At 76.1% G+C, this 13,339-nt stretch carries 11 protein-coding genes; 8 read left to right on the forward strand and 3 right to left on the reverse strand.

The genetic code is table 11. From position 1 onward, the window contains the following. Window positions 1-78 precede the first annotated feature (78 nt). On the forward strand, window positions 79-885 hold the full coding sequence (locus ABGA99_RS25525; protein ID WP_347575859.1) for an SGNH/GDSL hydrolase family protein: 807 nt from the start codon (window positions 79-81) through the stop codon (window positions 883-885). Here ABGA99_RS25525 and ABGA99_RS25530 read toward each other — a convergent pair. Further along, the gene (locus tag ABGA99_RS25530; protein ID WP_347575858.1) at window positions 869-2,488 is read right to left on the reverse strand and encodes a glycerol-3-phosphate dehydrogenase/oxidase; all 1,620 of its coding nucleotides are present in this window, start codon (window positions 2,486-2,488) and stop codon (window positions 869-871) included. The two genes, ABGA99_RS25525 and ABGA99_RS25530, sit on opposite strands and share 17 nt — an antisense overlap. Then, complete coding sequence (locus ABGA99_RS25535; RefSeq protein ID WP_347575857.1) at window positions 2,485-3,084, reverse strand: TetR/AcrR family transcriptional regulator; 600 nt, start codon at window positions 3,082-3,084, stop codon at window positions 2,485-2,487. Before ABGA99_RS25535 ends, ABGA99_RS25530 begins: the two co-directional genes overlap by 4 nt. Before the next feature lie 19 nt (window positions 3,085-3,103). Here ABGA99_RS25535 and ABGA99_RS25540 point away from each other — a divergent pair, with 19 nt between their 5' ends. Together ABGA99_RS25540 and ABGA99_RS25545 are read left to right on the forward strand one after the other, a co-directional pair. Further along, window positions 3,104-4,774: an FAD-binding oxidoreductase gene (locus ABGA99_RS25540; protein ID WP_347583503.1), complete on the forward strand. Its 1,671-nt coding sequence runs from the start codon at window positions 3,104-3,106 to the stop codon at window positions 4,772-4,774. Between the two features lie 309 nt (window positions 4,775-5,083). Further along, window positions 5,084-5,872 carry a diacylglycerol kinase family protein gene (locus ABGA99_RS25545; RefSeq protein ID WP_347575855.1) on the forward strand — a complete coding sequence of 263 codons (789 nt, stop codon included), beginning with the start codon at window positions 5,084-5,086 and terminating at the stop codon, window positions 5,870-5,872. A gap of 75 nt (window positions 5,873-5,947) precedes the next feature. On the opposite strand, the gene ABGA99_RS25550 is transcribed toward ABGA99_RS25545, so the two are convergent. Then, entirely contained in the window at window positions 5,948-7,024 is a 1,077-nt protein-coding gene (locus ABGA99_RS25550; RefSeq protein WP_347575854.1) for a S1 family peptidase, read from the reverse strand. A 436-nt stretch (window positions 7,025-7,460) separates the two neighbouring features. Between ABGA99_RS25550 and ABGA99_RS25555 the strand changes: the two genes are divergently transcribed. From ABGA99_RS25555 to ABGA99_RS25575, 5 genes are all read left to right on the forward strand, one after another. Continuing rightward, window positions 7,461-8,354 carry a universal stress protein gene (locus tag ABGA99_RS25555; protein WP_347575853.1) on the forward strand — a complete coding sequence of 298 codons (894 nt, stop codon included), beginning with the start codon at window positions 7,461-7,463 and terminating at the stop codon, window positions 8,352-8,354. Window positions 8,355-8,543: 189 nt separating this feature from the next. Continuing rightward, window positions 8,544-9,701 (forward strand): winged helix DNA-binding domain-containing protein, encoded by a 1,158-nt coding sequence (locus ABGA99_RS25560; RefSeq protein WP_347575852.1) that lies wholly within the window; start codon window positions 8,544-8,546, stop codon window positions 9,699-9,701. A 330-nt stretch (window positions 9,702-10,031) separates the two neighbouring features. Further along, window positions 10,032-10,550 carry a transglycosylase SLT domain-containing protein gene (locus tag ABGA99_RS25565; protein WP_347575851.1) on the forward strand — a complete coding sequence of 173 codons (519 nt, stop codon included), beginning with the start codon at window positions 10,032-10,034 and terminating at the stop codon, window positions 10,548-10,550. Window positions 10,551-10,815: 265 nt separating this feature from the next. Further along, entirely contained in the window at window positions 10,816-12,564 is a 1,749-nt protein-coding gene (locus tag ABGA99_RS25570; RefSeq protein WP_347575850.1) for a histidine kinase, read from the forward strand. Beyond that, window positions 12,561-13,199: a response regulator transcription factor gene (locus tag ABGA99_RS25575; RefSeq protein ID WP_347576118.1), complete on the forward strand. Its 639-nt coding sequence runs from the start codon at window positions 12,561-12,563 to the stop codon at window positions 13,197-13,199. The genes ABGA99_RS25570 and ABGA99_RS25575 overlap by 4 nt, the downstream gene beginning before the upstream one ends. Window positions 13,200-13,339: the final 140 nt, after the last annotated feature.

The following is a 13,339-nucleotide window of genomic DNA, read 5'->3' on the forward strand; positions in this document are numbered from 1 at the left end:
TTGCGACTTGGCATGGACATGGGTTTCAGGGGGCAGGGTGTGGTTACCAATCGGTACACCTCACCCCCAGGGGGTTCCATGAGAACTGCCCGGCCCTTGCGGCTGCTGCTGGGTTTCCTCGTCGCCACCACAGTGGCGCTGCTCGGCAGCGTGCCGGCCCAGGCCGCCGACAGCGCGTACGCCGAGAACTACGTGGCGCTCGGCGACTCCTACGCCTCCGGCGTGGGCGCCGGTTCGTACGACTCGGCGAGCGGCGACTGCAAACGCAGCAACAACGCCCATCCCGTGCTGTGGAAGAACGCGCACGCCCCGGCGTCCTTCTCCTTCACCGCCTGCTCCGGCGCCCGCACCGGCGATGTCATCAACAACCAGCTCGGCCCGCTCAACTCCGGCACCTCCCTCGTCTCCATCAGCATCGGCGGCAACGACGCGGGCTTCGCCGACGCCATGACCACCTGTGTGCTCCAGGGCGAGTCGGCCTGTATCAACCGCATCAACCAGGCGCGCACCTATATCCAAGACACCCTGCCCGGACGGCTGGACGCGGCGTACAACGCGATCAAGTCCCGCGCTCCCAACGCGCACGTGGTCGTGCTCGGCTACCCGCGGATGTACCAGCTCAACGGGGGCTGCTTCTTCGGCATCAGCGAGCGCTCCAGGGCCGCCATCAACGGCGCCTCGGACCTGCTGAGCGACGTCACGTCCAAGCGCGCGGCCGACCACGGCTTCGCGTACGGCGACGTCCGGCCCACGTTCTCCGGGCACGAGATCTGCTCCAGCAGCGAATGGCTGCACAGCGTCACCTTCCCCATCGGTGACTCCTACCACCCCACGGCGGCCGGCCAGTCCGGTGGCTACTACCCCGTGTTCAACGCCCTGGCCTGACCGCTTGGGGCACCGCCGACAGCACTTCGCGGGCGGCCGCCACCGCGGCCGCCCGCTCCGCCGTCACCAGCCCCAGCCGGGTGCGCCGGTCCAGCAGGTCGCCCTCGTCGAGGGCGCCCTCGTGGCGTACGGCCCAGACAAGCTCGGCGCCGGTGACCGGATACCCCGGGACGACCGGGGCGGCGAGCGCCGGCTCGGCGGCGGCCAGCGCCTGCACCGCCGGTGCCTCCGTCCCGTAGCGCTGCACCAGCCGGCGCGGCGCGTCGAGCCCGGCCAGCTCCGCCGCGGGCGCGGCGCCGACGAGCGGAAGCCGGGCGGTGCGGCACGGGCCCGCGGTCAGACCGGCGCAGGACACGGCCGCGTCCACCGCGTCCTCGGCCATCCGCCGGTACGTCGTCAACTTGCCGCCGACGACGGTGACCACGCCGTCCGGGGAGGTGAGGATCGCGTGCCGGCGGGAGAGGTCGGCGGTGCTGCCGTCGCTCTCCAGCAGCGGACGCAGCCCGGCGAACGCGCCGACCACGTCCGACCGGCGCACCGGCACGTCGAGCGCGGAGTCCAGGACGTCCAGCAGGAAGCCGACGTCCGTCTCCGGCGCCGCCGGCACGTCCGGCACCTCGTCGTCCACCGGCTCGTCGGTCAGCCCCACGTACACCCGGCCGTCGTCCTGCGGCAGCACCAGCGCGAACCGGCCGGTGGCCCCCGGGATCGGGATGTGCACCCCCGCACCGCCGGGCTGGCGCCCCATCCCCAGCGCCTCGGCGCGCAGCACCAGATGCGTGCCGCGCGAGGGACGCAGCCGCACCCCGGGCACCAGCGAACCCGCCCACACCCCGGCGGCGTTGACCACCGCGCGGGCCCTGATACGCAGCCGCTCCCCCGTCGTCTCGTCGCGGACCACCGCGCCGGAGCCGGTCAGCTCCACCGCCCGGGCCCGGGTCAGCACCCGGGCGCCGTGCCCCGCGGCCGTCCGCGCGACGGCCGTCACCAGCCGGGCGTCGTCGGTGAGTTGCCCGTCCCAGGACAGCAACCCGCCGCGCAGCCCGTACCGCCGCAGCCCCGGCACGAGCTGGCCGGTCTCCACCGCGGAGAGCCGGCGGGGCGGGGGCAGCGCCGCACGGGAGGTGCGTGCGGCGGCGCGCAGCAGGTCGCCGGAGCGGAGCCCGGCCCAGGCGACGGCGGCCTGCGTGCGGGTGGTCAGCGGGGTGAGCGGGATGACGAACGGCTGGGCGTGCACGAGGTGCGGCGCGATGTGCTCCAGTAGCGCGCCGCGCTCCACCGCGCACTCGCGCGCGATGCCGACCTGGCCCGAGGCGAGGTAGCGCAGCCCGCCGTGGATGAGCTTGCTGCTCCAGCGCGACGTGCCGAACGCCAGGTCCTGCGCGTCGATCGCGGCGACGGACAGCCCGCGCGCGGCGGCGTCCAGGGCGACGCCGGCGCCGGTGGCGCCGAGGCCGACGACCAGCAGGTCGACGCGCTCGCCGGCGGCGAGCCCGGCCAGCTCGCGGGCACGGCGTGGGGCGTTGAGGGAGAAGTCCCGGGGGGCGTCGTCCCCGCTCGCGGCCTTCTGGTCGGTGGGCTGCCCGGCGGGCTGCACGGTCATGGCGAGAGCATCCTCTCCAGCACCCCGCGCAACTCGTGCTCGAACGCGGCGGTGCCGAGGTCGGGGTCGTCCTCGTCGGTCATGGTGCGCATGGAGAAGGTGAAGGACTGCACGACGAGCAGCGCGGCCCTGGCCTGCCGCACCGCGTGCCCCTCGCGGACGGAGCCGTCGGCGTGGCCCTTGCGGACGTCGTCGGCGATCAGGTCGAGCAGGACGTCCTGGCTGGCGCCGCGGCGGTCGAGCATGTACGGCAGCAGCAGCTCGGGGTCGACGTCGAGAATCTTGCGGAACAACGGGTGCGCGCGCAGCGCGCGCGAGCCCTCCGTGAGCCCCGCGACCAGCATCTGGCGCGCGTTCGCCGCGCCGTCCGGGGCGGGGAGCGCCCCGCGCGCGACGTCGATCCACTCACGCGTCATGAGATCTCCCACCAGCGACTGCACATCGGGCCAGCGCCGGTAGAGCGTCATCCGCGACACGCCCGCGCGGCGGGCCACGTCCGTGAGCGTGGTGCGGCGCACGCCCACGGCCAGGACGCAGTCCCTCAGCGCGTCGAGCGCGAGGTCGTCCAGCGAGGGCTTGTGACGTTTCGACTTCACCTGTCACAGTGTAACGAGGATGGCTGCGGAGGAAACCCCTCCGGCCTGGGTGCCGCGCCCGTACGGGAGGTTCGCGTTGGACATGCTGTGGAACGGGTGGGGCGACCCCGGGCAGGCGGCGCCGCTCCCCGACGGCATCCGCGACCTGCTGCGCGACCTGCTGGGGGTGCGGCCCGCGGACACGCCGCCGGTGGCCCTCACGGACCTCGGCGTACCGCCGCTGCGGCTCGGCGCGGACGTCCTCGACGCGCTCGCGCGGGCCGCGGGCGGCGCGGCGCACGTACGCACGGACGCGGCGAGCCGGGTGCGGCACACCCGCGGCAAGTCCACGCCCGACCTGCTGCGCATCCGCGCCGGGGAGATCGCGGACGCGCCGGACGCGGTGGTGCTGCCCGGCGGACACGACGAGGTGCTGGCGGTGCTGCGCACCTGCGCGGAGCGGCGGGTGGCGGTCGTGCCGTTCGGCGGCGGCACGTCGGTGACCGGCGGGCTCGCGCCGTACGCGAACGGGGCCGGCTTCTCCGGTGTGGTGGCCCTCGACCTGCGCCGCCTCGACCGGCTCGCGGCGCTCGACGAGGTCGCCCGCACCGCGGAGCTGGACGCGGGCCTGCGCGCGCCGGAGGCCGAACGGCTCCTCGGCGAGCGGGGGTTCACCCTCGGGCACTTCCCGCAGTCCTTCGAGTGGGCGACCGTCGGCGGCTTCGCCGCCACCCGCGGCAGCGGCCAGGCGTCCGCGGGCTACGGGCGGTTCGACGAGATGGTGGTGGGGCTGACGGTGGCGACGCCGGAGGGCACGCTGCGCCTGGGCCGGGCGCCGCGGTCCGCGGCGGGGCCGGATCTGCGGCAGTTGGTACTGGGTTCCGAGGGCGCGTTCGGGGTGATCACCTCGGTGACCGTACGGGTGCGGCCGCTGCCGCAGGTACGGGCGTACGAGGGCTGGCGGTTCGGCTCCTTCGACGCGGGCGCGGCCGCGCTGCGCGCGCTGGCGCAGGACGGGCCGCTGCCGACGGTGCTGCGGCTCTCCGACGAGACCGAGACGATGGTGGGCCTGGCGCGCCCGGAGGACATCGGCGCGCCGGACGCTTCGGGGCCGGGCGGCTGCCTGGTCGTCACCGGCTACGAGGGCGCGGCGGGCGAGGCGGCGGACCGCCGCGCGGCGGCGCACGTCGTCCTGCGGGCGGCGGGCGGGGAACTGCTGGGCGCGGAGCCCGGCGAGTCCTGGGCCGAGGGCCGCTACCGGGCCCCGTACCTGCGCGACGCGCTCCTGGACGCCGGGGCCTTCGCGGAGACGCTGGAGACGGCGGGCTTCTGGACGGCGCTGCCGCGGCTGTACGAGGCGGTGCGCGTGGCGCTCACGGACACCCTGACGGCGGCGGGGACGCCGCCGCTGGTGATGTGCCACATCTCGCACGTGTACGAGACGGGCGCGTCGCTGTACTTCACGGTCGTCGCCGCCCGCGGCGACGATCCGCTGGGCACGTGGGAGCGCGCCAAGCGCGCGGCGAGCGACGCGATCCTGGAGTGCGGGGGCACGATCAGCCACCACCACGGCGTCGGCACGGACCACCGCCCGTGGTACGCCCGGGAGATCGGCCCCCTGGCCGTGGCGGCGCTCCGGGCGGTCAAGTCGACGCTGGACCCGGCGGGCGTCCTCAACCCGGGGGTGCTGCTGCCGAGGGCGGACGAGTGAGCGGGCCGCGGCGCCCCTCGCCGCCGCGCGCACGGCTTCCGGAGGGACACGCGCGGCGGCGAGCCGGCACCGTGCCCCACCGGCTGAACGCGCCGCGGCATCCGCCGGGCCGGCACCCACGGGGGCCGTGCCCGCGTGGGGCGACGGGGCGCGGCTTGCCGGTCGTCCCCTTCCCTGCGGAGGAACTCGCGCCGGGCGTGCGGGCACCGTTCGGCACGGGACGGCCTTCCGGGCGGCCCGCGGGCCGCCCGCCCCCGGTCCGCAGGTGACCTCCAGACCGCCGTACGCACCACTGAACCGGAGCCCGCCATGCGTCGCTTCACCGCCATCGTCAATCCCGCCGCCGGCCGGGCCGCCGGGGCGGCGGCGCTCATTCCGCTGGCCCGGGCGCTGCGGGGAGCCGGGGCGCAGGTCGAGGCGGAGTACAGCCGGGGATTCGGGCACGCCGCCGAGCTGGCCGGGCGCGCCGCCGGGGCGGGGCGTACCGTGCTCGCGGTCGGCGGCGACGGGATGGCCGCCACCGTGGCGGGAGCGCTCGCGGGGACCGGCGCGGTGTGCGGGCTGGTGCCCGGGGCGGTCGGGCGCAACGCCGTCGCGCGGGCGCTGGCGCTGCCGCGGGCGTCGGAGGAGCTGGCGGAGTTGCTGCTGCACGGCGAGCCGCGGCCGGTGGACGTGCTGCGGGTCGAGGGCGGGGCGCCGTCCTTCGCGCTCGGCGTGGTGTGGATCGGCGCGGGCGCGGCCCGTACGGCGCCCGGTCGCGCGCTGGCGTCGCGGCGGTCGGCGCTCTTCCGTGTCACCGTCGACGACACGCCGTACGAGATGCGCGGCCACACCGTCGTCCTCGCCAACGCCCCCTGCCCCGGCGCCCCGCCCCCGGAGTCCGGCCCCGCGGTCCGGCTGGACGACGGCGCGCTGGACGTCGCCGTCCTCGGCGGCGGCCCGGGGCGGCCGACGCGGACGCGCGGCGAGACGCTGCGCGGGCAGCACGTGCGGGTCGAGGCGGACCGGCCGATGCCGTACGCAACCGACGGTATCCCCGCGCCCGGTCTGCCGCTGACCGCGCAGGTCCTCCCCGCGGCGCTCCTGGTGCTGCGCTGACGGCCGGGCCCCCGGCACCGTGCGGTGCCGGGGACCCGGGTCGTACGTGCTGCGTCGGTGCGTAGAGCGATCCGGTTACGGGATGGTGGCCCCGTACTCGTCGAGGGCCGCGACCACCGGCTCGAAGAACGTCTCGCCGCCGTTGGTGCAGTCGCCGCTGCCGCCCGAGGTCAGGCCGAGCGCGTCGCTGCCCGCGAAGAGCGAGCCGCCGCTGTCGCCGGGCTCGGCGCAGACGTCGGTCTGGATCAGACCGTCGACCGTGCCCTCGGGGTAGGTCACCGACACGTCGAGCGCGACGACGGAGCCGTCGTGGAGCTGCGTGGTGCTGCCGCTGCGCTGCACGGTCTCGCCGACCGTGGCCTCACGGGCGCCGGTGATCTCCTGGGCGCTGCCGTCGTAGGTGTCGACCTCGCTCGGGTGCTCGACGTCCGCCGTGTACTTGACCAGCGCCCGGTCGTTGCCCGGGAACGTCGCGCCCTCGGCCTCGCCGATGACGGGCCCGCCCGAGGACTCGGACCAGGAGGTGCCGCCGAGCTCGACGCAGTGACCGGCGGTCAGGAAGTACGGCTCCCCGCCCTTGGTCACGTTGAAACCGAGCGAGCAGCGGGAGCCGCCGGTGTAGATGGCGTCGCCGCCGGAGATGTACGGCGTGAACGTGCCCGCGGTGCGCTTGAGCACGGCCTTGCCGTCCTGCGCCGCGACCTCCTTCTTGAGCTGGGCCAGTTCCGCGCCCTTGACCGTGCTGTCGGCGGTGACGACGACCTGGTTGGTGACCGGGTCGAGCGCGCGCGACGTGCCGGCGGTGGCGCCCTGGGTGAGGTCCGCCTTCGCGGCCTTGAGCTCCTTCGTGGTGTGGTCGACGGTACGCGCACGCGCGCCGGCCGCCTCGGCCTGCTCGGCTGCCTCGTCGTTCACGACGTTGACGACGAGTTCTTTCGCCTGGGCGTCGTAGTACGCCCCGGCTGCCCCGCCCCTGAGGTCCTGGACGAGGGTGCCGGCGAGTTCGCCCGCGGCGGCCGACGACAGCGTGTCGGCGACGGGCTCACCCGGGCTGGCGTTGGCGGTGGCGAGCGTCAGACTGCCGGCGATCAGCGCGGCGGCGCCGACGCCCGCGAGGGCGTACCGGCTCTTGGATATGGCTCGATACCTCAACGTGCTGCCTCCTATGGGGGGTTGGATCCACCCGGTGAGGGGCGGATCTCGGAGGATTTAGTTGGACATGCGCATGCCAAGCAGCGAACAGATTTATCACTGCCAGACAACTCGCCGAGTATGACCAACTCGTGAGTAGCACACAAGGCCACGCTCCTTGTGTGCCAGATCACTTGAGGCCGGCGCAACGGAACGCGTCCAAGTGCTCAGCCGGGCGGGCGCCTTCACGGGCGCGGCGACAGGCGCTGCCGAAGGGCCCCGGCACGGGCGGCGTTGCCCGGCGCACATGGGGCGCGCGGCGCGCGCCGTGCTCCCCCGCGGCCTCCGAACCACCGGCGGCGACGGCGCCGGACGGCGCTCGCGGGGCGCACCCCGGCCCGCGCGAGGGAGTGCGCCCCCTCGCCCGCGCCGGGCGCGGTATGCAAGCCTCGGAGTCATGAGAAAGCTGGTGGCAGGGGTGGACGGCTCGGACGCGAGCCTCGCGGCGCTCGACTGGGCGGTGGCCGAGGCGGTCCGGCGCGGCGCGGAGCTGCGGATCGTGTACGCACCGCTGTGGGAGCCGTACGAGCGCACGTGGCCGGAGTTCACCGTCCCCCGGCCGCGCGGCCGGAGTGTGGCGGAGCACGTCCTCACGACCGCGGCCGACCGCGCCCGCGAAGAGGGGCGGGGCATCGCGGTGGAGGCGGAGCTGCTGTCCGGCGACCCGGTGCCGGCGCTGCTCCGCGAGGCGGAGAAGGGCACGGTGCTGGTCGTCGGCGACCGGGGCCGCGGCGGACACGACGCGCTGCCGCTGGGCTCGGTGGCGCTGACGGTGGCGGCGCGGGCCGCCTGCCCGGTGGTGGTGGTACGGGGCGAGAGGGCGGCGCGGCGCGGCGAGTTCGGCCGGGTCGTGCTCGGCACCGGGAACGACGGGGCGGAGCCGGCGGCGGTGGACTTCGCGTTCCGGGCGGCGCAGGCACGCGGCTGCGCGGTGACGGCGGTGCACTCGTGGCGCTCGCCGGAGCGGGGCGTGGCCACGCACGCCCACACCCTGGGCGGGGCGCCGGACCCGCGGATGCGGGAGGCGGAGTGGGCGCTGGGCCGTGCGGTGCGCGCGGCGGTGGAGCGCCACCCGGACGTACCGCTGCAGCGCAAGTCGCCGGAGGGCCTGGCGCGCGACACCCTGCTCGCGGCGGCGGCCGAGGCGGACCTGGTGGTCCTCGGCGCCCGCCGCACCCCGCTCGTGGACGCGACGGCGGGCGCGGGGGCGACGGGCATACAACTGGGCCCGGTCAGCCACGGAGTGCTGCACCTGGCCCCGTGCCCGGTGGCGGTGGTCCGGGAGGACTAGAAGGGGACAGGAAAGGGACAGGAGGGGACGGCCCGGCGGGGCCGCCGGGGCGCCGGCGGGCCGGGCCCCCGCGGGGCGGCCCCGGCGCGGCTTCTCCCGGTCCCCCGGCAAGAGGTGCGGCGCCACCCTTCGCCCGGCGGCGCCCGCGCGTACGGGCCCGGTGTCAGACCCGCTTCGTAGGGTGGCCGCATGGTGATCACGACCGCGCAGCGCCGCGCCCGGCTCGCGCACCGTCAGCTTCTCGTCGGCCCGTCCCGCGCCACGTCACCCGAGGAGGTGGCGGAGGCCCTCGCAGGGCTGCACGCGACCGATTCGCCCACCGTCGCGCTGTCCGCCCGCGCCCGGCTGCGCGAGCCGTCGCTCGCCGCGCTGGACCGTGCGCTGTACGAGGAGGGGTCGCTGCAGCGCATGCACGCCATGCGGCGCACGTTGTGGGTGGTGCCCGCGGACCTCGTGCCCATGTTCCGTTTCGCGGTCGGCGAGACCGTCGCCGCGCGTGAGCGCGCGCTGCTGGTGAAGCAGCTCGGCACCGCCGGGCCGCAGTACGACGAGGCGTGGCTGGCCGCCGCGCAGGACCGGGCGCTGGCCGCGCTCGCGGAGCTGGGCGAGGCGAGCGCGGCTGAGGTCACGGCGGCAGTGCCGGAGCTGGGCCTGACGTACACCCTCTATCCGGGGAAGTCGTACGAGTCGCACCCCCGGGCGGGCAGCGGGGTCATACGGGTGCTGGGCATGGAGGGCCGGATCCGGCGCACCCGGCCGCTCGGCGGCTGGACGTCGGGGCAGTTCCGCTTCGCCGTGGCGCCGCCGGTGGCGCCGATGGATCCGGCGCGGGCGCGCGCCGAGCTGGTGCGGCGCTGGCTGGCGGCGTTCGGGCCGGGGACGCTCGCGGACGTCAAGTGGTGGACCGGGCTGCCGGCGGGCCAGGTCCGGGACGCGCTGGCGGAGATCGCGGCGGAGGAGGTGGCGCTCGACGCGGGCGTCGGCTACGTGCTGCCGGGCGATCTCGGCGAGGACCCGGACCCCGGTCCGTGGGCGGCGCTGCTGCCCGGCCTCGACCCGGCCACGATGGGCTGGCGCGATCGCGCCTGGTACACGGACCCGGCCCACCGCACGAGTCTCTTCGACAGCGCCGGGAACGCCGGGCCCACGGTCTGGTGGCGCGGCGAGATCGTCGGTGCCTGGGCGCAGCGCCGGGACGGCGCCGTCGTGCACCGGCTGCTCGCCGACCGCGGCGCGGAGGCCCGCCGGGCCGTGGCGGCGGAGGCGGAGCGGCTGGAGGGCTGGCTCGCGGCGCAGGGGCTCGTGGTCAGCTTCCCGGCGCCGATGGCCAAGGAGCTGACCGGCTGACCCCCCGCCTTCGGGCGCCTCTCCCCTCCCGGCCGTTTGCGGACGAAGAGACGGCAATGTCCGTTTTGACGCTCAGAGCCCGCTTTCATTTGTGACCTCACCCACATGGGCTGCGTCACATACGAAGCGCGGTCGTACTCCGCCCCCCGGCACGGGGGCGCCCGGCGCCTCAGCTATGAGGCATCCCTTCCGGCTTGTCGCACTATGAGCGGTAGTAACAGGGGTGCGTGACATTCCCGGTTTGTGTCCGTTAAAACTTCCCAAGTCGCCCGGTTTTGCCGACTTCGGCGACAGTCCCCCGCATAGGCACACGGAAAGAGACCCGCTCACATGTCTGCTCCCACCCTTCTGCGTCCCGCCGCCGCCCGCCGACGACTGCTGGCCGCAGGCGGCTGGGCCGCCGCGGCCGTCGCCCTCACCGTCGCGGTCGCGCCGCAGGCCGCCGCAGCCGCGCCGCAGAGCGCCGCCCCGGCCGCCGCCTCGGCTCACTCCACCCCGTCCACGCCGTCCGCCGTGCACGCGACGACCGGCACGAACCTGGACGAGTGGATCAAGCAGGCGCTCGACGTCATGGACCGCCACGACATACCCGGCACGTACGACGGGATCCACCGCAACATCCTGCGGGAGTCCAGCGGCGACCCGCACGCGATCAACAACTGGGACATCAACGCCGTCAACGGCGTCCCCTCGCAGGGCCTGCTGCAGGTGATCCCGCCCACGTTCGACGCCTACCACGTGACCGGCACCACCAAGAACATCGTCGACCCGGTCGCCAACATCGTCGCCGCGTGCAACTACGCCGCCGACCGCTACGGCTCGATCGACAACGTCTGGGGCGCCTACTGAGGCCCGCCGCGCACCGTCCCCCTCGCGGCCTGCCCCCGCGCGCGTGATCCCCGGGACCCCGCCGTCCGGCACTCTCTCTCCCCCCGCCGGGCGACGGGGTCCCGGCTTCCCGCGCGCGGTCGTCATATCGACTACCGGAATTCACCCTTCCGGTAGTCCCCCCTACCTTCTCCGGGGCCCCGCCCCAGGTCAGAAGGCCCACCGAGGCCGGCGCCCGGCCCTCTCGCGGCACCATCCACCCCTCCGGATGGCTTAGCGTTGGCCCGTGCACTCCCGGGAACCGACGCAGGCCATGCGCTGCTGGACGGTGGCGGCCGCCCTGGCCGCCGTCGTCTCCGGCGGCGTCGGCGCCTGGGCATACGCCGGGACCGGCGCCTCCACCGCCGATCTCCTGCGCGACCTCGCCGTCGGCTGGGCCTACGCGGGCGCCGGGCTGGCCGCCTGGTGGCGGCGCCCCGCCAACGCCACCGGACCGCTGATGGCCGCCGTGGGCGTCACCTGGTTCCTCGGCAACCTGCAGGGCACCACGATCCCGGCGCTCTTCGCCCTCGGCGCCTGGTGGGAGGGCCTGAACGTGGCCGTCCTCGCCCACCTCGTCCTCGCCTACCCCGACGGCCGCACCGACTCCCCCGCCACCCGCCGCATAGTGCTCCTCGGCTACGGCCTGGTGGCCACCGGCGGTCTGCTGCGCACCCTGGCCTTCGATCCGGCGGCCCACCCCGGCGGCTCGTACCTCGCCTGCCGCGACTGCGGCCCCAACCCGCTCTTCACCCCCGGGCTCGGAGACCTCTTCCCCACGTTCGACGCCGGCTTCCGCGCCATCGGCTGGGCCGTCTCGGTCGCCGTCGTGGTGGCGGTGGTACGGCGCTGGCGGCGCGCCTCCGTCGCCCGCCGCCGCGCGCTGCTGCCCGCCTGGCTCGCCGTGCTGGTCGCCACGTCCTTCCTGCTGTGGGACGTGCTCGTGGTGCTCGTGCCCGCGGGCGAGCCGGTCGAGGGCGCCGTGGGCGTCTTCTCCGACGTGGCGCAGACCGCCGTGCCGCTCGCCTTCCTCGTCGGGCTGCTGCGCATGCGGCTGCAGCGCGCGGAGGTCGGCGGCCTGGTGATGGAGGTCGGCGGCGATCCGGACCCGGGCCGGCTGCGCGAGGCGCTGGTGCCGGTGCTGGGCGACCCGGGGCTGCGGCTGGGCGTGTGGCGGCCCGAGGCGGGCGCGTACGTGGACGCCGCGGGCGAGCCCGTCGAGGAGGCCGCGGCGGGCAGCACCCGGATCGACGCGGCCGGCGGTGCCCCGCTGGCGCTGCTGCGCCACGACCCGGCGGTGGCGGAGGACGAGGAGCTGCTGCGCTCGGCGGTCGCCGCGCTGCGGCTCGCGCTGGAGAACGTCTGGCTGCAGGCCGAGGCGCGAGCGGCGGGCGCCCGCGTCGTCGAGGCCGCGGACAGCGAGCGCCGGCGGCTGGAGCGGGATCTGCACGACGGGGCGCAGGCGCGCCTGGTCTTCGCGCTGATGACGCTGCGCCGGGTGGAGAAGGGCCTGGCGGACCACCCCGACGAGGAGCTGCGCCGGTCGGTCGGCGACGTGGAGCGGAGCCTGAGGCTGGCCGTCGAGGAGCTGCGCGGCCTGGCGCACGGCATCCACCCGGCGGTGCTGACCCGCGACGGGCTGGCGTCCGCGCTGCGCGAGCTGGCCGGGCGGGCGGAGCTGCCGGTGGTGGTGGCCGCGGAGGACCGGCGCTTCGCGCCGCACGTCGAGGCCACCGCGTACTTCACCGTCAGCGAGGCGCTGGCGAACTCCGCCAAGCACGCCCGCGCCCGGGCCGTCAGCGTCAGCGCGCGCCACCGCGACGGCCGGCTGGTCGTCGAGGCCGTGGACGACGGCGTCGGCGGCGCCCGGCACGACCACCTCGGCGGCGGGCTGCGCGGGCTGGCCGACCGGGTCTCGGCGGTGGGCGGGGTGCTCACGGTGCACAGCCCGCCGGGCGGCGGCACGCGCGTGGTCGCGGAGCTGCCGTGCGAGTGATCGTCGCCGAGGACTCCGCCATCCTGCGCGAGGGCATCGTCCGGCTGCTGGGCGACGCCGGCGTCGCGGTCCCCGCGCAGTGCGGCGACGCGGACCCGCTGCTCGCCCTGGTGGAGCGGCACCGCCCGGACGCCGTGCTGCTCGACATCCGGATGCCGCCGACCCACACCGACGAGGGGCTGCGGGCCGCGGCCGCGATCCGCGCCCGGCACCCGGGCACGGGCGTGCTGCTGCTGTCGCAGTACGTCGAGACCGGCACGGTCGTGCGGGCCCTCACCGAGGATCCGCGCGGCTTCGGCTATCTGCTCAAGGAGCGGGTCGCCGACGCGGACGAGCTGGCCGGCGCGCTGCGCCGGGTGGCCGCCGGCCAGAGCGTCGTGGACCCGCGGGTGGTCACGCACCTGATGCGGTCGCCGCGGGCGGCGGAGCCGCTGGCCGGGCTGACGGCGCGGGAGCGGGACGTCCTGGCGCTGATGGCCGAGGGACGGTCCAACGAGGCCATCGCACGCGACCTGGTGATCGGCGGCAAGACCGTCGAGACGCACGTACGGAACATCTTCACCAAGCTCGGCCTGGAGTCGGACGTCTCGGGACACCGGCGGGTGCTGGCCGTACTGAGGTATCTGCGCGGCTGAACGCCCCCGCCGGGGCAGGCCGCACCCCCGCGGCGGCAGCCCCGGACCGGTGGCGCGCGCGGCCGGCCGCGCGCGTCAGAGCGCCGCGCCGGGACCGCGGTGCCGGCCGCCGCTCCGCGGCGTTCCCCCACGCGCGCCCC

Origin of the sequence: Streptomyces sp. B5E4 (genome assembly GCF_039871555.1) — a bacterium.
Taxonomy (GTDB): domain Bacteria; phylum Actinomycetota; class Actinomycetes; order Streptomycetales; family Streptomycetaceae; genus Streptomyces.